Annotated in this window: 21 protein-coding genes; 13 read left to right on the top strand and 8 right to left on the bottom strand. The window is 68.8% G+C overall.

What is annotated here, in order from left to right:
- Positions 1-35 precede the first annotated feature (35 nt).
- The gene (locus AOM45_RS50490) at positions 36-173 is read left to right on the top strand and encodes a hypothetical protein (RefSeq protein WP_156093583.1); all 138 of its coding nucleotides are present in this window, start codon (positions 36-38) and stop codon (positions 171-173) included.
- A gap of 4 nt (positions 174-177) precedes the next feature.
- Here the strand turns inward: AOM45_RS50490 and AOM45_RS02520 are convergent, their stop codons facing one another.
- Entirely contained in the window at positions 178-528 is a 351-nt protein-coding gene (locus AOM45_RS02520) for a cupin domain-containing protein (protein WP_030465507.1), read from the bottom strand.
- A 76-nt stretch (positions 529-604) separates the two neighbouring features.
- Between AOM45_RS02520 and AOM45_RS02525 the strand changes: the two genes are divergently transcribed.
- Positions 605-1,054 carry a MarR family winged helix-turn-helix transcriptional regulator gene (locus AOM45_RS02525; protein WP_030465506.1) on the top strand — a complete coding sequence of 150 codons (450 nt, stop codon included), beginning with the start codon at positions 605-607 and terminating at the stop codon, positions 1,052-1,054.
- A 3-nt stretch (positions 1,055-1,057) separates the two neighbouring features.
- Here the strand turns inward: AOM45_RS02525 and AOM45_RS02530 are convergent, their stop codons facing one another.
- Positions 1,058-1,636 (bottom strand): TMEM165/GDT1 family protein, encoded by a 579-nt coding sequence (locus AOM45_RS02530; RefSeq protein WP_030465505.1) that lies wholly within the window; start codon positions 1,634-1,636, stop codon positions 1,058-1,060.
- Between the two features lie 330 nt (positions 1,637-1,966).
- Here AOM45_RS02530 and AOM45_RS02535 point away from each other — a divergent pair, with 330 nt between their 5' ends.
- From AOM45_RS02535 to AOM45_RS02550, 4 genes are read left to right on the top strand one after another with little or no spacing between them, the layout of a single operon-like run.
- Positions 1,967-3,421: a cytochrome ubiquinol oxidase subunit I gene (locus AOM45_RS02535; protein WP_030465504.1), complete on the top strand. Its 1,455-nt coding sequence runs from the start codon at positions 1,967-1,969 to the stop codon at positions 3,419-3,421.
- A 10-nt stretch (positions 3,422-3,431) separates the two neighbouring features.
- Positions 3,432-4,403, top strand: coding sequence for a cytochrome d ubiquinol oxidase subunit II (cydB, locus tag AOM45_RS02540; protein WP_030465503.1), 972 nt, complete (start codon positions 3,432-3,434; stop codon positions 4,401-4,403).
- Positions 4,403-7,426 (top strand): thiol reductant ABC exporter subunit CydD, encoded by a 3,024-nt coding sequence (cydD, locus tag AOM45_RS02545; RefSeq protein ID WP_035909108.1) that lies wholly within the window; start codon positions 4,403-4,405, stop codon positions 7,424-7,426. Before cydB ends, cydD begins: the two co-directional genes overlap by 1 nt.
- Before the next feature lie 5 nt (positions 7,427-7,431).
- On the top strand, positions 7,432-8,538 hold the full coding sequence (locus AOM45_RS02550; RefSeq protein ID WP_030465501.1) for a GAF domain-containing sensor histidine kinase: 1,107 nt from the start codon (positions 7,432-7,434) through the stop codon (positions 8,536-8,538).
- Here AOM45_RS02550 and AOM45_RS02555 read toward each other — a convergent pair.
- On the bottom strand, positions 8,516-9,133 hold the full coding sequence (locus AOM45_RS02555) for a response regulator (RefSeq protein ID WP_030465500.1): 618 nt from the start codon (positions 9,131-9,133) through the stop codon (positions 8,516-8,518). The two genes, AOM45_RS02550 and AOM45_RS02555, sit on opposite strands and share 23 nt — an antisense overlap.
- A gap of 118 nt (positions 9,134-9,251) precedes the next feature.
- Here AOM45_RS02555 and AOM45_RS02560 point away from each other — a divergent pair, with 118 nt between their 5' ends.
- Positions 9,252-9,689 (top strand): GNAT family N-acetyltransferase, encoded by a 438-nt coding sequence (locus AOM45_RS02560; protein WP_236703060.1) that lies wholly within the window; start codon positions 9,252-9,254, stop codon positions 9,687-9,689.
- 45 nt (positions 9,690-9,734) lie between these two features.
- Here the strand turns inward: AOM45_RS02560 and AOM45_RS02565 are convergent, their stop codons facing one another.
- Complete coding sequence (locus AOM45_RS02565; RefSeq protein ID WP_081901876.1) at positions 9,735-10,253, bottom strand: macro domain-containing protein; 519 nt, start codon at positions 10,251-10,253, stop codon at positions 9,735-9,737.
- A 147-nt stretch (positions 10,254-10,400) separates the two neighbouring features.
- On the opposite strand from AOM45_RS02565, the gene pheA reads away from it, so the two are divergent.
- Both pheA and AOM45_RS02575 read left to right on the top strand, forming a co-directional pair.
- Complete coding sequence (pheA, locus tag AOM45_RS02570; RefSeq protein ID WP_030465497.1) at positions 10,401-11,291, top strand: prephenate dehydratase; 891 nt, start codon at positions 10,401-10,403, stop codon at positions 11,289-11,291.
- Positions 11,288-11,881, top strand: a complete 594-nt coding sequence (locus AOM45_RS02575) for a histidine phosphatase family protein (RefSeq protein ID WP_030465496.1) — start codon at positions 11,288-11,290, stop codon at positions 11,879-11,881. Before pheA ends, AOM45_RS02575 begins: the two co-directional genes overlap by 4 nt.
- Here AOM45_RS02575 and AOM45_RS02580 read toward each other — a convergent pair.
- Genes AOM45_RS02580 through AOM45_RS02590 form a run of 3 tightly spaced genes read right to left on the bottom strand, consistent with a single transcriptional unit; the run spans position 11,878 to position 13,708 of the window.
- Positions 11,878-12,336 (bottom strand): hypothetical protein, encoded by a 459-nt coding sequence (locus tag AOM45_RS02580; RefSeq protein WP_030465495.1) that lies wholly within the window; start codon positions 12,334-12,336, stop codon positions 11,878-11,880. The two genes, AOM45_RS02575 and AOM45_RS02580, sit on opposite strands and share 4 nt — an antisense overlap.
- Positions 12,336-12,686 carry a metallopeptidase family protein gene (locus AOM45_RS02585; protein ID WP_030465494.1) on the bottom strand — a complete coding sequence of 117 codons (351 nt, stop codon included), beginning with the start codon at positions 12,684-12,686 and terminating at the stop codon, positions 12,336-12,338. Before AOM45_RS02585 ends, AOM45_RS02580 begins: the two co-directional genes overlap by 1 nt.
- Positions 12,683-13,708: a septum formation family protein gene (locus tag AOM45_RS02590; protein WP_051782862.1), complete on the bottom strand. Its 1,026-nt coding sequence runs from the start codon at positions 13,706-13,708 to the stop codon at positions 12,683-12,685. Before AOM45_RS02590 ends, AOM45_RS02585 begins: the two co-directional genes overlap by 4 nt.
- Before the next feature lie 192 nt (positions 13,709-13,900).
- Here AOM45_RS02590 and AOM45_RS02595 point away from each other — a divergent pair, with 192 nt between their 5' ends.
- From AOM45_RS02595 to AOM45_RS02605, 3 genes are read left to right on the top strand one after another with little or no spacing between them, the layout of a single operon-like run.
- Positions 13,901-14,539, top strand: a complete 639-nt coding sequence (locus AOM45_RS02595; protein WP_236703061.1) for a hypothetical protein — start codon at positions 13,901-13,903, stop codon at positions 14,537-14,539.
- A gap of 6 nt (positions 14,540-14,545) precedes the next feature.
- Complete coding sequence (locus tag AOM45_RS02600) at positions 14,546-15,709, top strand: glutathionylspermidine synthase family protein (protein WP_030465491.1); 1,164 nt, start codon at positions 14,546-14,548, stop codon at positions 15,707-15,709.
- Positions 15,710-15,730: 21 nt separating this feature from the next.
- Positions 15,731-16,183 carry a DUF350 domain-containing protein gene (locus tag AOM45_RS02605; protein WP_030465490.1) on the top strand — a complete coding sequence of 151 codons (453 nt, stop codon included), beginning with the start codon at positions 15,731-15,733 and terminating at the stop codon, positions 16,181-16,183.
- Between the two features lie 27 nt (positions 16,184-16,210).
- On the opposite strand, the gene AOM45_RS02610 is transcribed toward AOM45_RS02605, so the two are convergent.
- Positions 16,211-16,696, bottom strand: a complete 486-nt coding sequence (locus tag AOM45_RS02610) for a hypothetical protein (RefSeq protein WP_030465489.1) — start codon at positions 16,694-16,696, stop codon at positions 16,211-16,213.
- A 95-nt stretch (positions 16,697-16,791) separates the two neighbouring features.
- On the opposite strand from AOM45_RS02610, the gene serS reads away from it, so the two are divergent.
- The gene (serS, locus tag AOM45_RS02615; RefSeq protein ID WP_030465488.1) at positions 16,792-18,039 is read left to right on the top strand and encodes a serine--tRNA ligase; all 1,248 of its coding nucleotides are present in this window, start codon (positions 16,792-16,794) and stop codon (positions 18,037-18,039) included.
- Positions 18,040-18,069 lie beyond the last annotated feature (30 nt).

Below are 18,069 nucleotides of genomic sequence, written 5' to 3' on the forward strand. Positions count from 1 at the left end.
GTTTGGCGAACGGCGAAACCGTCGATCCCAGAGCCGTGACCGCACCGGACGAAGAGCGCCTCGACCGTTCCCAGGAACTCATCGACGAGGCCAAGAAGATCGCCCACGACCTCCGCGAGGAGGCCCCGGACACCGGGAGCGAGCCTCCGGAAGAAGGCTCACCCGCGAACTAGCCGGCTAGAGCGACCAGGGCGGCGTGACCGTCGTCCCGTCCTCCAGCGTGCCGATGATCCCGACCGAGGTCGCGACGAGCACCCGCGCGGGGCCGCCGGTCAGCGACAGCGGGGTGTTCGGCGGCACCACGATCGCGTCGCCCGCCTTCGCCGTCTGGCCCTGGATCGTCACCGACCCGGACAGCACGTAGAAGACCTCCTCCTTCGAGGCGGTGTGCGTCTTCCCGTCGCCGCCTTCCGGCACGTCGACGGTCCACAGCGCGATCTCGGTGCTGCCGCGCGACGGCACGGCGAACGGCCTGAACTCGAACCCGCCGAACTCGAACGGCTCGACGGAATCCCCAGTAACCAGCAAGGCAACCTCCAAAGTAGTCAACTCGGTTGTCTAACCTTAGAATAAGGTCAACCTGGTTGTCTAGTAGGAGGTGCGAATGGAACCGGTGCCGATGCTCCTGGCGATGACGTACCGCGCCATGGGCGACCAGTTCCACGACCGCCTCAGGCAGATCGGCCTGGAACCGCTCAGGCCCGCTCACGGCTACGTCTTCCGGTTTCTCAAGGCGAAACGCGCGACGACCGTCGACATCGGACAGCACCTCGGCGTCACCAAGCAGGCGGCGGCGAAGATCGTCAACGAGCTCGACGAGTGGGGTTACGTCCTGCGCGAACCGCACCCGACGGACAAGCGTGCCCAGTACGTCACGCTGACGACGAAGGGCCGCGACTACCTGAAGTTCGCGGACAACCTGTGGTCCGACCTCGAAGCCGAGATGGCCGAGGCGATCGGGCAGGACACGCTCGACACCATCAGGACCGGCCTCGCCGCGTACCTGCAGCACGTGCACGGCGAGGACCAGCCTGGTCTGCGTCCGGTCTGGTGACCGTCAGAACGCCTGCCACAACGCGACCAGCGAGAACCCCGCGAAGACCACGCCGGCCACGCGCTGGATCCAGTGCGTCGGCAACCGTCCGGCGAGCTTCCGCCCGACCAGCACCGCCAGCCCGGCGACGGCGACCAGCGCCAGCCAGGCGCCGAGCCCGACCATCAACGGCGTCCCGTACCGGGCGGTGATCCCGGCGGTCGCGAGCTGCGAGGCGTCACCCCACTCGGCCGCGAACAGCACGCCGAACGACGTCAGCGCGGCCCGCCAGAACGGCACGTCAGCATGCGTGCCGGCCTCGTCAGTGGAGTCCTCGTCACGCGAGAAACCCTCCTTGAGCAGGAAGAACGCGCCCACGGCGAACAGCAGTGCGACCACGATGGACACCACGCGGTCCGGCAGCAACGTGAGCGCCGACCCGAACGCGGTGGCCACCACGCTCTGCGCGGCGAAGGCCGCGACGACGCCGGTGAACACCGGCCAGGCGCGGTAGCGCGTGGTCAGCACCAGGGTCGCGACCATGGTCTTGTCGGGCAGCTCGACGAGGAACACCACCGCGAACGCGGTGATGAACGCGAGCAATGAGGTGGCCAAGAGGTCCTCCACGTCCGAATCCGAGCCCGGACGGAGGCGCAACAGACCCCGACCGGGCATGCTGCAAAGCCCGGCCGGAGGTCTCGTTCGCCCGTACAAGACGGGTGTGGCACCGGATCCGCTCGAAGGCGGATCAGTATGTCGATCACCACGCCACCGGCCAAGAACTCCGGTGGGAACTACTCCCCTCTGGCGCGTCCATGCTAGCCGACGCTTGTCACCTGTCCGGGGTGACTTCGCGCACGGGACCTTGGTCCCGAGCTGGGACGGGACCGTCGTACCTGATAGTGGCCATGATCGGGACTTAGTCTCAGTGACGTGGACGTACTCGAACTCGCGCGGTGGCAGTTCGGCATCACCACCGTCTATCACTTCCTGATGGTGCCGCTGACGATCGGCCTGTCGCTGCTCGTCGCAGCGATGCAGACCGCGTGGGTGCGCACGGGCAACGAGCGCTACTACAAGATGACGAAGTTCTGGGGGAAGCTCCTCCTGATCAACTTCGCCATGGGTGTCGTGACGGGCATCGTGCAGGAGTTCCAGTTCGGCATGGCCTGGAGCGCCTACTCGCGGTTCGTCGGTGACGTGTTCGGTGCCCCGCTCGCGATGGAGGGCCTCGTCGCCTTCTTCGTCGAGTCGACCTTCCTGGGCCTGTGGATCTTCGGCTGGGACAAGCTGCCGAAGAAGGTCCACCTCGCGTGCGCCTGGGCCTTCTCGCTCGCGACGATGGCCAGCGCGTACTTCATCCTCGCCGCCAACTCGTGGATGCAGCACCCGGTCGGCATCGTCCTGGAGGACGGCCGCCCGCGCCTCACCTCGATCTGGGCGGTGCTGACCAACAACACGACGCTCGCGGCCTTCCCGCACACGATCGCCGGTGCGTTCGCCGTCGCCGCCACGTTCCTCGTGGGCATCGGCGCCTGGCACCTGTGGAAGAAGTCGGACGAGACCGGGGTCTGGCGCAGCTCGCTCAAGCTCGGCACCTGGGTCGGCGTCGTGGCGTTCGCGGTGCTCGCGATCAGCGGTGACGTGCAGGGCAAGCTGATGTTCCAGCAGCAGCCGATGAAGATGGCCGCCGCGGAGGCCCTGTGCCACACCGAGGAGCCCGCCGCGTTCTCGATCTTCGCGATCGGTGACGTCACCAGGCCGGACTGCGAGAACGTCAAGAGCATCACGGTGCCCGCGCTGCTGAGCTTCCTCGCGAACAACGACTTCACCAGCGAGGTCAAGGGCATCCAGGACCTCGTCCCGATGTACCAGGAGAAGTACGGCACGAACTACCCGGTCGACGAACGGCTCGGCGAGCTGAGCGGCAAGCCGATCGACTACGTGCCCGCGCTTCCCGTGACGTACTGGGGCTTCCGCCTGATGATCGGGTTCGGCGCGATCTCGGTGGGGCTGGGTCTCGTGATGCTCTGGCTCACCCGCGGCGGCCGCGTTCCGCAGGGCAGGTGGTTCCCGATCACCGCGCTCGCCGGTATCGCGACTCCGTTCCTCGCCAACAGCTTCGGCTGGATCTTCACCGAGATGGGGCGGCAGCCGTTCGTGGTCGTGCCGAACCCGTCCGGAGTGGACGGTGTCTGGATGTTCACCGCGCAGGCGGTCTCGAACAGCACACCGGGCGAGATCCTCACCTCGCTGATCGCGCTGACGCTGACCTACGGAGCGCTGGCCTGCGTCGAGGTCTACCTGATCCGCAAGTACGTCCGCGGTGGTGTCGCCGGGGTCATCCCCGCGAAAACCGACGACGGCGCGCTGGCGTTCGCGTACTAGGGGAGAAGCTGTGGAAACGCTCTGGTTCTGCGTGATCGCCCTGCTGTGGCTGGGCTACCTGTTCCTCGAAGGCTTCGACTTCGGTGTCGGCATGTTGCTGCCCTTCCTCGGGCGCGACAACACCGAACGCCGGGTCATGATCAACACCATTGGCCCCGTGTGGGACGGCAACGAGGTGTGGCTCCTCGTCGCGGGCGGTGCCACGTTCGCGGCGTTCCCCGGCTGGTATGCGGCGCTCTTCAGCGCCGCGTACCTGCCGCTGACCCTGTTCCTGCTGGCGCTGATCGGCCGCGGTGTCGCGTTCGAGTACCGCGGCAAGGTCGACTCGGACCGCTGGCGCAAGGTCTGGGACACCGTGATCTTCGTCGGTTCGTGGGTCGCGGCGCTCGGGGTCGGCCTGGTCATCGCGACCACCGTGCTCGGCCTGCCGATCGACGCCAACGGTGACCGGGTCGGCTCACCGTTCGCGGCGATCACCTGGCAGGCAGTGCTCGGCGGGCTCGCGATCGCCGGGTACGCGCTGGTGCACGGCGCGATCTTCGTGGCGCTCAAGACCGAGGGCGAGATCCGCGAGCGGGCCCGCCGGATGGCGTTGACGATGGCACCGGTCGCGTTGTTGCCGCTCGTGGCGCTGCTGCTCTACGTCGCCGGGGTGTGGGCGCTGCCGGTGCTCCTGTTCGCCGGACTCGCGTTGTGGCGGCTGTGGGCCGGCCGCGAAGGACAGTCGTTCGCGTTGATGGGACTCGCGGTGACGGCAACCGTCGTGGTGCTGTTCGCCTCGCTTTACCCGAACGTCCTGCCGTCCACGTTGGACCCGGCGTACTCGCTCACCGTCGCCGGCGCGGCGTCGAGCCCGTACACGCTGACCGTCATGACGTGGGTGGCGGCGTTCGGCACGCCGGCCGTGCTGGTCTACCAGGGCTGGACCTACTGGGTGTTCCGCAAGCGCATCGGCGTCCAGCACATCCCGGCAGCCCACTGATGAGTCGAGGCCCGCTGGGCGCACTGCCCCAGCTCTCGAAGAACGCCAGGCGCGCCCTCGCAGGGGTGGGCGCCCTGGCGTTCCTCAACGCCCTGGCACTCGTCGCCCAGGCCGTCGCGCTGGCGTCGGTGATCACGACCCGCGAAGGCCTTCCACTTCTCGCCGTGGCGGTCCTGGCGCGCGCAGCGCTGTCGTGGGCAACGGAATCTGCTGCTGCGCGCGCCGCCGCGGGGGCGAAGGAGGAGCTCCGCACCCAGCTGCTCGCGAAGTCGTTCGAACGCGGCCCCGGCTGGATCGCGGAACGCGGTACCGCCGAGCTGTCGGTGCTCGCGACCAAGGGCCTCGACGCGCTCGACGCGTACTTCACCCGCTACCTGCCCGCGCTGGTCACCGCGGTGGTCGTGCCGCCGCTGGTGGGTGCGTGGATCCTCTTCACGGACTGGCCGTCGGCGGTCCTGATCGCGATCACCGTGCCGCTGATCCCCGTCTTCGCCGCGCTGATCGGCTGGTACACCGAGAAGCGCGTCAAGAACGCCGCCGACGTCACCGAGCTCCTCTCGGCGCAGCTCCTCGAACTCCTCCGCGCTCTCCCGGTGCTCACGGTGTTCGGCCGCGCCAAGCAGCAGGCCGCGGCTGTTCGCCAGATCGGTGAGCAGCACCGCAAGGCCACGATGGGCACGCTGAAGATCGCGTTCCTTTCAGCGCTGGTCCTCGAGATCGCCGCCTCTCTCTCGGTCGCCCTGATCGCCGTCGGCATCGGCATCCGCCTGGTCCACGGCGACATGACCCTGATGACCGCGCTGGTGGTCCTCATCCTCGCCCCGGAGTGCTACCTGCCCCTCCGCGCCGCGGGCGCCGCCCACCACGCCAGCGAGGACGGCCTGGAGTCCGTCCGCAGGGTCGCCGACGTCGTTGCTGGAGCTCACGCGGGGCCCCCGCGTGAGCCAAAAGAGTACGTAGGGTCCCCGCGTAACCTCAGCGGACGGGTATTTGTCGACAATTTGAGGGTGCTCAGGCGGGGTGGGTTTGCGCCTGACGGGGTCAGCTTTGATGTGAGGCCAGGAGAGATTTATCGACTTGAGGGCGCGAGCGGGACCGGGAAGTCGACGACGTTCGAGGTGCTCCTGGGGTTCGTGGAGCCGACGGACGGGGGTGTCGAGGTTGTCGGCGACATCGCTTACGTGCCGCAGAAGCCCGCGTTCGCCGCCGCCACGCCACGCGCTGAGCTTGAGCTCACGGTTCCCGACGCGGACGACATCGAGGAAGTTGCGGATGAGGTCGTGGCCGCGCATCTGCTCGACAGGCGCATCACGGACCTCTCGACCGGTGAACGCCAACGCGTCGCAGTCGCGCGCGCCCTGCTGAGGGTGCGTCACGGCGCGACGGTGCTGTTGCTCGACGAACCGACCGCGCACCTCGACCCGGTGACAAGTCGCAAAGTCGACAAAGCGATCAAGAGAGCAAGCGGCACGGCGGCTGTCGTCCTCGCCTCGCACCGCGACAAGGAGTCGACCGAGGACGAGACGTTCGCCAGAGTCGTCACCGAGGAGACCCAGCACGAACGCCCGAAGCGCCTGCCGATCCCGTGGAAGGGCGCGGCCCTGGGCGTGCTCGCGACCCTCGCGGGCATCGCGTTGACCGCGCTGGCGGCCCACCTGATCGCCCGCGCCGCCGAGATGCCGCCGATCCTGACGCTGTCGGTGCTGGTCGTGGGCGTGCGGACGTTCGCGCTGAGCAAGGGCGTGCTCCGGTACGTCGAGCGCCTCGTCACCCACCACGAGGCGTTCAAGCTCGCGACCGACCTTCGCGCCGAGTTGTGGCTTCGGCTCGTGCGGACCCAACGGCGTGATGGACTCCAACGCCTCGTCGAGGACACCGACACCGTGCGGGACCTCGTACCGCGAGTGCTGGTGCCACCGGTCGTGGCCGTTGGCGCGGGCATTGCGACCACGATCCTGTTCGCGTTCATCGACCCGGTGGCTGCTCTGACGCTGGGAGGCCTCCTGCTCGCCGCGGGCCTGGCCGCCCCGGCGGTCGCCGTCTGGACCGAACGCCGGGCCAGCACGAAGCTCGCCAGGGGCCGTCGCAAGGTCGCCGCCGACACGATCAACGCGCTCGCGGCCGCGCCGGACCTCATCGCGCACGATGCCCACCACCGCGTGCTGGACCGGCTCCACGCCGAAGACGTCGAACTGGCGGGGGAGACTCGCAAGCAGGCGTTCGGCACGGGCGCGGCCACGGCGATCGTCCTCCTCGCGACCGGTGTGGCGGCTCTGGTCTGCGCCACCACCGGCAACCCGGTGCTCGGCCTGGTCCCGCTCGCCCTCGCCGAACCGCTGGCCGCACTGCCGCTCGCCGCCCAGCAGCGCAGGGCGTTGGCAGAGGCGAGCGCGCGGCTCCAGTTCGACGCTCCGGAACGGCAGGAGGTCCCCGGGGGCAAGCGGATCCGGCTTGAGAACGTCGACGTGCGCTGGCCGGGTGCGACCGAGCCGACGCTGAAGGACCTGCGTCTCAACATCGAGCCGGGCACGCACGTCGCGATCGTCGGCCCGTCCGGCAGCGGCAAGTCGACGTTGTTCGCGCTGCTGCTGGGCTTCCTGCAGCCCGAACGCGGGATCGTCGAGCTGCCGCGCGCCACCTGGTGCCCGCAGGAACCGATGCTGGTCAGCACGACCGTCCGGGAGAACCTGCGGATGTCGGGACCGCACGACGACGAAGCGTTGCGGGCCGCTCTGCGCACGGCTTGCCTGCCGGAGTGGGCCGACCGGCTCGACACCGTGATCCGGCCCGACCAGGTGTCGGGCGGTGAGGCGCAAAGGCTTGCGCTCGCGAGGGCGTTGCTGCACGACGCCGACGTGGTGCTGCTCGACGAGCCCACCGCCCACCTCGACGAACCGACCGCGCGAAAGATCCTGGAGCAGCTCAGGCAGGACGGCAGAACGATCTTGCACATCACGCACCGCCCGGACGAGGCGGCGAGGGCGGACCTGGTGCTGGACCTCGGCACGCCCGCATACCGTTGAGGACCATGGACCCCTCCCTGGCGCGGCGCGTGCTCGTCGCGTCCACCGAGATCACCTCGGCGGCGCTGGAAGACCCGGAGAACGTGCTGCGGCTCGTGGTGGAGGCGGCCGCGGAGATCGCGGACGCCGACCTCGGGCTGGCCATGCTCGCCACGGCCGACGACGACGGCACGCTCACCGTCGAGGCGTCCAGCGGCGAGCCGGTCGTCGCGACCCTGAGCCCGCGCAGCGCCGCCGCGAAGGCCGCGCGCACCGGAGTGCCGGTGATGGCCGACGACGTCACGAACGACCCGCGCACCGCCCCGTACGTGCCGCAGGCGCTGCGGAGCTACGGACCGTTCGCGGTGGCGCCGTTCGGCACGTCGGACCGCAAGATCGGCGCGCTGGCGGTTTACCGACGTAGGGACAAAGCGCCGTTCACCCAGGAGACCGTGGACGTGCTGACGGCGTTCGCGGCCCAGGCCGGCCTCGCGGTCGTGCTGTCGGAGGGCTTCACCGCACGGCAGCGCGTCGCCGTCTACGAGGAGCGCGAGCGCATCGCCCGCGACCTGCACGACGTGATCATCCAGCGGCTCTACGGCGCCGGCGTGCAGCTCAGCCTGCTGGAACGGCGGCTGGGCAAGAAGCTCGACGCCTCCCAGCGCGCCAGGATCGAAGAAGCCGTCGAGCTGGTCGACGAGACGATCGCCGAGGTCCGCGCGACCGTGCGCAAGCTGCGCAACACCGACCCCGCCGACTCCGCGGACCTGCTCGACTCGATCAAGGCCGAGGTCCGCACGGCCGGCGAGCTCCTCGGATTTTCGCCGCGCCTGCACGTGTCGGGCGACCTGGCGAACGTGCCGCGCAGGCAATCCGACGACGCACGGGCCGCGCTTCGAGAGGCGTTGTCCAACGTCGTGCGCCACTCAGGCGCGACGCACGTTCAGATCGACGTACGGCGCGATGAGATGCATCTGCTGCTGCGCGTCGCGGACAACGGATGTGGCATCCCGTCCGGCGTGACTCAGCGAGGATTGCGGCATCTCGCGGAACGGGCGAAGGCCGCGAGTGGAGATTTCCGCGTGGTGAGTTCACCGAACGGGACGACGCTCACCTGGTCCGTCCCCGTTTAGCCACCCATGCGGCGGCTTGCGTTCGGCGTTCCATGCCGAGTTTGGCGAGCACGGACGTCACGTAGTTCTTCACGGTCTTCTCCGCGAGGAAGAGACGTTCACCGATTTGGCGGTTCGTCAGCCCCTCGCCGATCAGCTCCAGCACGCGCTGTTCCTGATCGGTGAGGCCGACCGGGGCCGGGTTGCGCATCCGTTCGAGCACGCGGGCCGTCGTGGCGGGGTCCAGAAGGGACCGTCCAGCCGCGACTTCGCGCACGGCCGTGACGACGTCCTGGCCCCTCACCTGCTTGAGCAGATAGCCCGACGCACCGGCCATGATGGCCCCCACCAGTGCCTCCTCGTCGTCGAACGCGGTCAGCACGAGACAGCGGATGCCGAGGTCGCGGAGCGTCCGGCACAGGTCCACACCACTGCCGTCGGGCAGCTGAACGTCCACGACGGCCACATCGGGCGGTGTCTGCCCGGCCCGCGTCACCGCCTCGTCCACCGATCCCGCCTCGGCGATGACCGAAATGTCCTCCTCGTCGTCCAGCATCTCGCGCAGCCCCCTGCGCACAACTTCGTGATCGTCAACCAACAAAACGCGCACTGGCACGAATCCACCGTACGTCGAATGGCTGTTCCTGAGTACGCCTCGGATTGGCACAGTTCTTGGCATGGCAGAAGGCTCGGTAAGGCCGGTCGAGGAAGCAGATCGCATAGTTGTCGCCCGATTGGTCCTAGAGCTATGGGGAGCGCACACAGCCGTCGCGCACGGCGAGGTGTTCTTCCCCGCGAGTCTGCCGGGCTTTTTGGTGGAGAAGCAGGGTCACGTGCTGGGTCTGCTCACCTACGCGGTGGCCAACCACCAGCTGGAGATCGTGACGGTCGATGCGCTGCGGCGGGGCCGCGGCGTCGGCACCGCGCTCGTCGACGCCGCGGTTCGCCAGGCGCGCACGCTCGGGTGCAGTCGCGTGCGCCTGACGACCACGAACGACAACCTCGACGCGATCCGCTTCTACCAGCGCCGGGGTTTCAAGCTGGCGGCGTTGAGACCGGACGCGGTGCGGGAGGCGCGGAAGCTCAAGCCCGAGATCCCCGCCGTCGGTGAATACGGCATCCCCATCACAGATGAGCTGGACCTGGAACGATGGGTCGCTCCACGCCAGTAGTCCACAGGTGTCCACAACTCTGTCCACAGGGTTGTGCACAAGGTCCTAGACGTGCAGCGGGTTGAACGCCTCGTCCCAGGCGGCCGCGACCTGGTGCGCGCACGTGGACGGCGCGACGCCTCCCACCCCGGTGCCGAGCCCCGGCATCGCGATGGTGCGGACGGCGTCGCGCACCGGCGTGCCGTCCTCCAGGCGTCCTTCGAGCCAGAGCCGCAGCACGGCCCGTGCCGCGAGGTACGGGTGGACGGTGTCGCCCGGCAGCCGCTCGCCGGGCCGCCGCATGGTCGGCGCGCTGATCAGCCACGCCGGCTCGGTCTCGCCGGTCGCGACGAGCTGTGCCTCGCCCACGGGGAGCTCACCGCCGTGCAGCGCGAGGACCGCGCTGCGGACGTTGTTCTCGACCTGGGGGAACGCCGTGGCGTAGACGGCGTCGATGCCGCCGCGCATCCAGCCCTGTGAGTTGGCGGGACTGACGATCGCCTGCGCGCGGATGTCCAGCACGGACCCGCGATGCACCCGCACCCCGGTGCGTCCGTCGGCGACGGCGAGCCAGGCGTTCGCCATCGGTTCGTCGACCGCGCACAACACGAGTTCAGGCGCTAGAGCGGGCACGCCTCAAGCATTCCAGTTCGAACGGTCCTGACGGAACCCAGGTTTGGCGGCTGACACAGGCGTGATTCTCGCCTCTGATCGCCGCACTACGCTGACCCGATGCCGCGCATTGCGTACTTCGGACCACAGGGCACGTTCACGGAGCAGGCAGCTCTCCGCTTCGACGGCGAACTGGTCCCGTTCGAGACCATCCCGCTCGCCGTCGCGGCCGTGCGCGAGGGTTCGGTCGAGTTCGCGTGCGTGCCGATCGAGAACTCCGTCGAGGGCGCCGTGCCCGCGACCCTCGACGTGCTGATCCGGGACGAGCCCGTCGTCGCCGTCGCCGAGACGGTGCTGGACGTGAAGTTCAGCATCCTGGTCAGGCCGGGCACCACGGAGATCAAGACCATCGCCTCGCACCCGCACGCGCTGGCCCAGGTCCGCGAGTGGATCGCGGAGGAGTTGCCCGGCGTCACCTCGATCGCCACGTCGTCCACGGCGGCCGCCGCGGCTGCCGTGGAGCGCGGCGAGTTCGACGCCGCCGTGACCGCCCCGGTCGCCGTGAACCACTACAAGCTCGACGAGTACGCCACCGGCGTCCTGGACGTGGCCGACGCGCGCACGAGGTTCCTGCTGCTGCGCCGTCCGGGCCAGTTGCCGCAGCCGACCGGAGCAGACCGCACGAGCGTCGTGGTCACGACCCCGGACCGCGTGGGCGTGCTGTCCGAGCTGCTCACCGAGCTCGCGTTGCGTGGCATCAATCTCACCGGCCTCGAATCACGCCCCACGAAGGGCAAACTGGGCACGTACCGCTTCTACATCGACGTCGAGGGGCACATCGCAGAACCGAGGATCGGTGACGCGCTGGCCGCGCTGCACCGACACTCGCACGAGATCCGGTTCCTGGGCTCCTTCCCGAAGGCCGACCACGAACCAGTCGAGGCTCACAACGAGGAGTTCGCCGCAGCAGCCGCTTGGGTCGATGCTGTCAGAAAGGGCGAGCGCGGGTGAGGTTGCTGCTGGTCAGGCACGGTGAGACGGCGTCGAACATCGAACGCAAGCTGGACACGGCGATGCCGGGTCCCCCGCTCACCGAGCTGGGCCACAAGCAGGCCCGCGAGCTGGCCGACATCCTCGCGTCCGAAGACATCACCGCCGTCTACGCGAGCATCGGCCTGCGCGCCCAGCAGACCGCACTCCCCACCGCCGAACGCTTCGGCCTGCCCGTGCAGATCCTCGACGGCGTCCACGAGATCCAGGTCGGCTCGCTGGAGGGCCGCAACGACACCGAGGCCTACCGGACCTACCTGGAAACCGTGATCAAGTGGGCCGAGGGCGCCCTGGACGTGCCGTTCCCGGACGGCGGCGAGACCGGGCAGCAGGTGCTGGACCGGTTCCTGGGCGCCATCGAGTCGGTGCGGCAGGACGGCACGGTCATGGTCGTGACGCACGGCGGCGCGGGCCGGATGGGAGCGCTGGCGCTGGCGTCGAACGTCCCGGTGGAGCTGGCGGAGAACCTGCTGCCGAACACCGGGGTCGTGGTGCTGGAGTCCGACGGGGACGGCTGGCTGTGCCGGTCGTGGGCGGGCGTGGAGATCTAGGCACGCCTGAGAGGCAGTCCCGCTTCTGCACGCCACCACTCGGCGTCGGGTGAGGCGGTTTCGCGCCACCGAACCAGCTGGTCGGTGACCGACTCGATCGCCGCTGTCAGCTGCTCGACCGTGGTCGCGTTCGCCTCGACTTCACGGACGTAGTGCGTGCCGTGGTCCTGTGGGCACCAGCACCACACGCCGACCGTTGCGGACACCGCGGTTTCTCCCGCGGGTGAGCTGAGGCCGACGCACAGCTCCAGTTCGACCTGGTCGTCCGCGGCCCCGCTCAGACAGGTGACGCCCGTCAACGAGAACTGCCCGCCGTTGCACGCTTCGCCGGGGAACCAGTCCCAAATCGCGGGCTGCAGGCGTGAGACGGCACCTCGAATCCGGTCGAGCTGCTCCGGTGGCGTGCTGGGGAACAGCACCGCCAGATCCACCTCGGCCAGGTCCGGTGCTCGCATCAGCCCCAGCCCAGCTCGTGCAGCTTCGCGTCGTCCACCCCGAAGTGGTGCGCGACCTCGTGCAACACGGTGACCATCACTTCCTCCACCACGTCGTCCTCGGTGTCGCAGATGTCGAGGATCGCCTCGCGGTAGATGAAGATGTGGTCGGGCAGCGTGCCGCCGTAGTCGGTGTTGCGCTCGGTCAGCGCGATCCCCTGGTACAGGCCGAGCAGTGACGGCTCGTCCGGGTTGCGGTCCTCGACGAGCACCACGACGTTGTTCATCGCGTGCATGAACTCGGGCGGGATCAGGTCCAGGGCCTCTTCGACCAGCTCGTCGAAGCGACCGCGGGTCATCTCGACGGTCATCGTTTCTCTGTGGTCGTGGTGGTGGGGGCGCTGGAGGACGGTTTGTCCTTGTCGGGCTTGTTGGACTGCGAGGGCTCGCCCGACTGGGAAGGATTGCCCGACTCCGAGTGCAGCGGGGCGCCGGTCGGTTCGTCCTGGGGCTTGACCGAGGTGGTCTGCGGCGGGTTCGAGGTGGTCAGCGGGGCGCCGTTCGGGTTGCGGACGCTGCCGCTCCAGGCCACCAGGTTCTCGCCCTGGGGAACGGCGCCGACCTTGCAGTTCGCCTTGCGGGAGCCGACGGCCCAGCTCTTCTCGGAACGGGTGTCCCAGGTGACGAGCAGGCCCTTCGCCTTCAGGTCCGCGCCGCCGGTGTACTCGGCCGCGATGGCCGCGCACTTCTCCGACATGATCGGGTCCTGCTTCTCGGGGGCCAGGAACTCGCCCTCGGGGTGCTGGAAGACGCCGACGATCTCGAACGCGTGCGGCTGGGCGCAGTCGACCGGGTCTCCCACCGTGTTCTTGTCGCCGAGCGCGAGGCACACGCCCGGGTCGTAGACGTTCGACTGGTCCTGGGTCTTGGCGCTGCCGAACGACGGCAGGGCGGCTCCGGACGGTGCGGTGACCTGCAGGCCGCAGCGGAGCTGGCGGTAGCCGTCCGACCAGCGGCGCTCGTCCGGGTTCAGGGTGCTGACGCCGTACTTGCCGTCCGGGTCGAGCTTGCCACCCATGTACGTGGTGGCGGCCTGCGCGCACTGCTCCTGGGCGATCTTCTCCCAGGCCTCGGCGTTCGGGAACGGCGCTTCCTTCGGGTACGCGCCGGTGATGTCCGCGAGACCCGTCACCTCGAACTTGTGGGCCGCCGAGCAGTCGACCTTCTTCGCGTCGGAGAGGTCCGCCTTCGACCAGTCGAGGCATTCGCCCGCCACGGCCTGGTAGGCGGCGTTCACGAGCTCGCGCTTGGTGCCGAGCGGGCCTCCTGCCAGCACGGACGTGAACGCGGAGAGCATCAGGAGGACGAACGCGCCGAGGAAAGCGCCGACCATCACAAGCCGCGTGTCGCGGATGTGACCTGATCGACTCAACCAACCGGCGCTCGGAGACATCTCATCCATGATGCCCGTGCCGTGTGAGACGGCTGTGCGCCGGGTTCGGTCGAGTGTTGCTATTAGGACACTCGTCACTGAATCGGCCGTCTTTCAGCCGCATCGCTAGGTACCTTGCCCGCGGGAGTGGTGATGACTGACAACAACCTGCCAGGTCCTGGCCAGCCGACGCCCGAGTCGGGGCAACCGTCGGGTGCGCCCGGCCAGCCACAACAGCCGCCGCCGTACCAGCCGGCGCCGCAGCAGCAGCCCGCCAAGGGCAAGGTGCGGCAGCAGCAGGCCGGCGTGACGAAGCCGCGCCAGCCGTCGGTCGCCGAGCAGCGCGCTCGTGCCGCCGCGCTGAAGGCGCAGCAGGAGCGGTTCGCCGCCGAGTCCGCCGCGTTCGAGAAGCGCCGCAAGACGCGCAAGCGCCTGCTCATCGGCGGTGGTGTCACCCTGGGCGTGGTCGCGCTGGTCGCGATCTGGTACGCGGCCGCCAGCCCGAAGAACGTCACGGCGCAGTGCACCGACCAGAACAACGTGATCGTCGACGACGACTACTGCTCCGACAGCTACTACCGCAGCCACGGCGGGTACTCGAGCGGCGGGTTCATCTACATCGGCAGCAGCTCGTACCGCTACAACTACGGCGGCACCGGCGCGATCGGCCAGAAGGTCACCGGCGGGAGCTACACGATCCCGAAGGGCGCGAACGTCGCCACCAAGTCGGGTACGTCCATCCAGCGCGGTGGCTTCGGCGTCAGCAGCGGCTCCTCCAGCAGCGGAGGGTGACCGGAGTTGCGTCGTGAAACCTCGCAACCGCGGCCGAACTGGCAGCGCACGGTCTCGGACCAGGGGTTGGTCTTCGGCCTGCCCGCGAAGTACGCCAACGGCGCCGACCGCCCCTACTGGGACGAGTCGGTGCACTACGTCTTCGAGATGAACGAGATCCTCTCGCTCGAAGCCGACGTCGAGCTGCTCCACTCCATGTGCCTCGACGCGGTCGACAACGTCGTGCTGACCGAGCGGTACCGCGACTTCGGCATCCCCGAGTGGGTGTGGCCGCACATCGCCGAGTCGTGGCGGCGCCGCGACCCGCACGTCTACGGCCGCTTCGACCTGCGCTACGACGGGTCGGGCCCCGCGAAGCTGCTCGAGTACAACGCGGACACCCCGACGTCGCTGCTCGAGGCCGCCTACATCCAGTGGTACTGGAAGACCGACGCGTTCCCGGACGACGACCAGTGGAACTCGCTGCACGAGCAGCTGGTCGCCCGGTGGACCGAGATCGGCTCCAAGCTGCCCTCCGGCGAGCTGCACTTCACCTGGTCCGGCGCCGACCCGTCCGGCGAGGACCACCTCACCATCGCCTGCCTGCAGGAGACGGCCGCCGAAGCCGGCCTGAACACCGTGGGCCTCGCGATCGAGGAGGTCGGCTGGGACAGCCTGCTCAACCGGTTCGTCGACCTCGAAGAGGCCCCGATCAACACGGTGTTCAAGCTCTACCCGTGGGAGTGGGTGGTCGAGGAACAGTTCGGCCGCCACGCCGTCGAGTCGCTGCCCGGCACCCTGTGGGTCGAGCCGCTGTGGAAGATGCTGCTCTCCAACAAGGCGCTGCTCGCGGTCCTGTGGGAGATGTACCCCGGCCACCCCAACCTGCTCCCGGCCTACCTCAACGAACCCGGAATGCTCACCGAGTACGTGCGCAAGCCGCTGCTCGGCCGCGAGGGGTCGAACATCCAGATCGTCGCCCCCGGTTACGAGACGCAGACCGGTGGCGTGTACGGCAAAGAAGGTTTCGTGTACCAGCTGTTCGATCCGCTTCCGGACTTCGACGGCTACCGCCCCGCGTTGGGTGCCTGGGTCGTCGGCGACACGTCGGCAGGGCTCGGCATCCGGGAAACGGTCGGTCTCGTGACCGACGATGGCGCGGCGTTCGTGCCGCATCGAATTGTTGAGTAGGACTCCGAAAGGGAACAGCAAATGATCCACACGCTCGCGTTGGACCCTGGCTTCGGCTCGGCCATCGGCCGGGGCATCGGCGCGATCGCGCTGTACGCCGTCGTCGGTCTGGTCCTCATGGTGTTCGGCTTCTACGCGATCGACTGGACGACGCCGGGCAAGCTGTCGATCCTCGTCCGCAACGGCGCCCCGAACGCCGTGATCGTGACCGCCTCCGGCCTGCTCTCGATGGCCTTCATCGTGGTCGTCGCGATCCTGAGCGCCGTCGGCAAGCTCGACGAGGGCCTGCTCACCTCGCTGATCTACGGCATCGTCGGCATCGTCGTGCAGGTCGCGGCCGTGCGGTTGCTGGAGTGGGTGACCCGCCTGGACATCGGTTCGATCATCGAGTCGGACAGGTTCGCGCCCGCGTCCGTCGTCGTGGCCGCCGCGCACGTCGCCCTGGGCCTCGTGGTGGCCTTCGCGATCTACTAGGCACGCGTTTCGTCGAAGGCCCGGTGCTCAGGCGCCGGGCCTTTTCGCTTTCCGGAACCGCCGGAAGATCAACGATCCGTGCACGATGAAGACGAGCCCCGCCGAGCCGATGAAGATCAGCCGCCCGGGCACGTCGTCCCTGTCCTCCTCCGTGTGCACCCACGAGGACTCACCGACGGAGAACGCCCGGAACGTCTCGCCTTCCTCCACCCGCCTCTCGGACGGGTGCAGCACCTGCACGCCGGTCAGGACCATTTTTCCGTCATCGCTGCGGAACGTGCCGTCGTGCAGGCTGCAGACGTCGTTGCCGTTGTAGTGCAGCGACGGGTCCCCGACCGTGTAGGACCCGTACACGCCGCCGCCCGACATGATCGCGATCGTCCGCGGCAGCCACGACCCGGCCAGGACCAGCATCACGATGCCGAGGACGACGAAGTAGCCCGCAGCCACCCGCAGCCTGGCTTCGTCGTGTTGCTTCTGGCGGTTCTGCTCCGGCAGGAACTCGTCGTCCACGCCGCCTCCTGTTGTGCGCACGTACGTAGGTACGGCGGGGAGCGTCCTCGCGGTTGCCCGAATTCCGGGATGAACCGCAGGTCTACCCTTCAGGGGTGATTGACCTCAAGGTGTTGCGCGAGAACCCCGAGATCGTGCGCGCGTCGCAGCACGCCCGCGGAGAGGACCAGGGCGTCGTCGACTCCCTGCTGTCCGCTGACGAACGCAGGCGGAGTGCCATTTCCCGCGCGGACACCCTGCGCGCCGAGCAGAAGGTGCTCGGCAGGGAGGTCGGCAAGGCCAAGGGCGACGAACGGGCCGCTTTGCTCGCCAAGGCCAAGGACCTGGCGGCCGAGGTCAAGGCCGCGGAGGCCGAGCAGAACGCCACCGCCGCCGAGGTCGACGAGCTCCTGGCCAGGATCCCGAACCTGGTGCACCCGGACGCACCGGTCGGCGGCGAGGACGACTTCGTGGTCCTCAAGACGGTCGGCGAGCCTCGCCAGTTCGACTTCGAGCCCCTCGACCACCTCGACCTCGGCACCAGGCTCGGCGCGATCGACATGGAACGCGGTGCCAAGGTCAGCGGCAGCCGGTTCTACTTCCTCAAGGGCGTCGGCGCGCAACTCGAGCTCGCACTGCTCATGATGGCCGCGCAGCAGGCGACGGCCAACGGCTTCCAGCTCATGATCACGCCCACGCTGGTGCGCCCGGAGATCATGGCGGGCACCGGGTTCCTCGGCGCGCACTCCAGCGAGATCTACCACCTGCCGGACGACGACCTGTACCTCGTCGGCACGTCGGAGGTGCCGCTCGCCGGCTACCACGCCGACGAGATCCTCGACGGCGAGAAGCGGTACGCGGGCTGGTCGTCCTGCTACCGGCGCGAGGCCGGGTCGTACGGCAAGGACACCCGCGGCATCATCCGCGTGCACCAGTTCAACAAGGTCGAGATGTTCTCCTACGTCAAGCCCGAGGACGCCGAGGCGGAGCACGCCCGGCTGCTCGGCTGGGAGGAGGAGATGCTCGCCAGGATCGAGGTGCCCTACCGCGTCATCGACACGGCGACCGGCGACCTCGGCACGTCGGCGCACCGCAAGTTCGACTGCGAGGCCTGGGTGCCGTCGCAGGGCCGCTACCGCGAGCTGACCTCGACGTCGAACTGCACCACGTTCCAGGCGCGCCGGCTCAACGTGCGGTACCGCGACGAGAACGGCAAGACGCAGATCGCGGCCACGCTCAACGGCACGCTGGCGACCACGCGGTGGATCGTGGCGATCCTCGAGAACCACCAGCAGGAGGACGGGTCGGTCGTCGTTCCCGCTGCTCTGCGCCCGTTCATGGGTGGCGTGGACGTTCTCAGGTAAAAAATCGCCAAAAGGTTGTACTTCGGCGGT

Source organism: Lentzea aerocolonigenes (genome assembly GCF_000974445.1).
Classification (GTDB): Bacteria; Actinomycetota; Actinomycetes; order Mycobacteriales; family Pseudonocardiaceae; genus Lentzea; species Lentzea aerocolonigenes.

Bases quoted from the DNA above. Each gene is read 5' to 3' on its own strand.
- AOM45_RS02585 (WP_030465494.1), bottom strand. From the start codon at position 12,686: ATGACCGTCGAGATGACCCGCGGTCGCTTCGACGAGCTGGTCGAAGAG.
- pheA (WP_030465497.1), top strand. From the start codon at position 10,401: ATGCCGCGCATTGCGTACTTCGGACCACAGGGCACGTTCACGGAGCAG.
- AOM45_RS02550 (WP_030465501.1), top strand. From the start codon at position 7,432: ATGGACCCCTCCCTGGCGCGGCGCGTGCTCGTCGCGTCCACCGAGATC.
- AOM45_RS02525 (WP_030465506.1), top strand. From the start codon at position 605: ATGGAACCGGTGCCGATGCTCCTGGCGATGACGTACCGCGCCATGGGC.
- AOM45_RS02590 (WP_051782862.1), bottom strand. From the start codon at position 13,708: ATGGTCGGCGCTTTCCTCGGCGCGTTCGTCCTCCTGATGCTCTCCGCG.
- cydD (WP_035909108.1), top strand. From the start codon at position 4,403: ATGAGTCGAGGCCCGCTGGGCGCACTGCCCCAGCTCTCGAAGAACGCC.
- AOM45_RS02565 (WP_081901876.1), bottom strand. From the start codon at position 10,253: ATGGCGAACGCCTGGCTCGCCGTCGCCGACGGACGCACCGGGGTGCGG.
- AOM45_RS02580 (WP_030465495.1), bottom strand. From the start codon at position 12,336: ATGCGAGCACCGGACCTGGCCGAGGTGGATCTGGCGGTGCTGTTCCCC.
- AOM45_RS02595 (WP_236703061.1), top strand. From the start codon at position 13,901: ATGACTGACAACAACCTGCCAGGTCCTGGCCAGCCGACGCCCGAGTCG.
- AOM45_RS02605 (WP_030465490.1), top strand. From the start codon at position 15,731: ATGATCCACACGCTCGCGTTGGACCCTGGCTTCGGCTCGGCCATCGGC.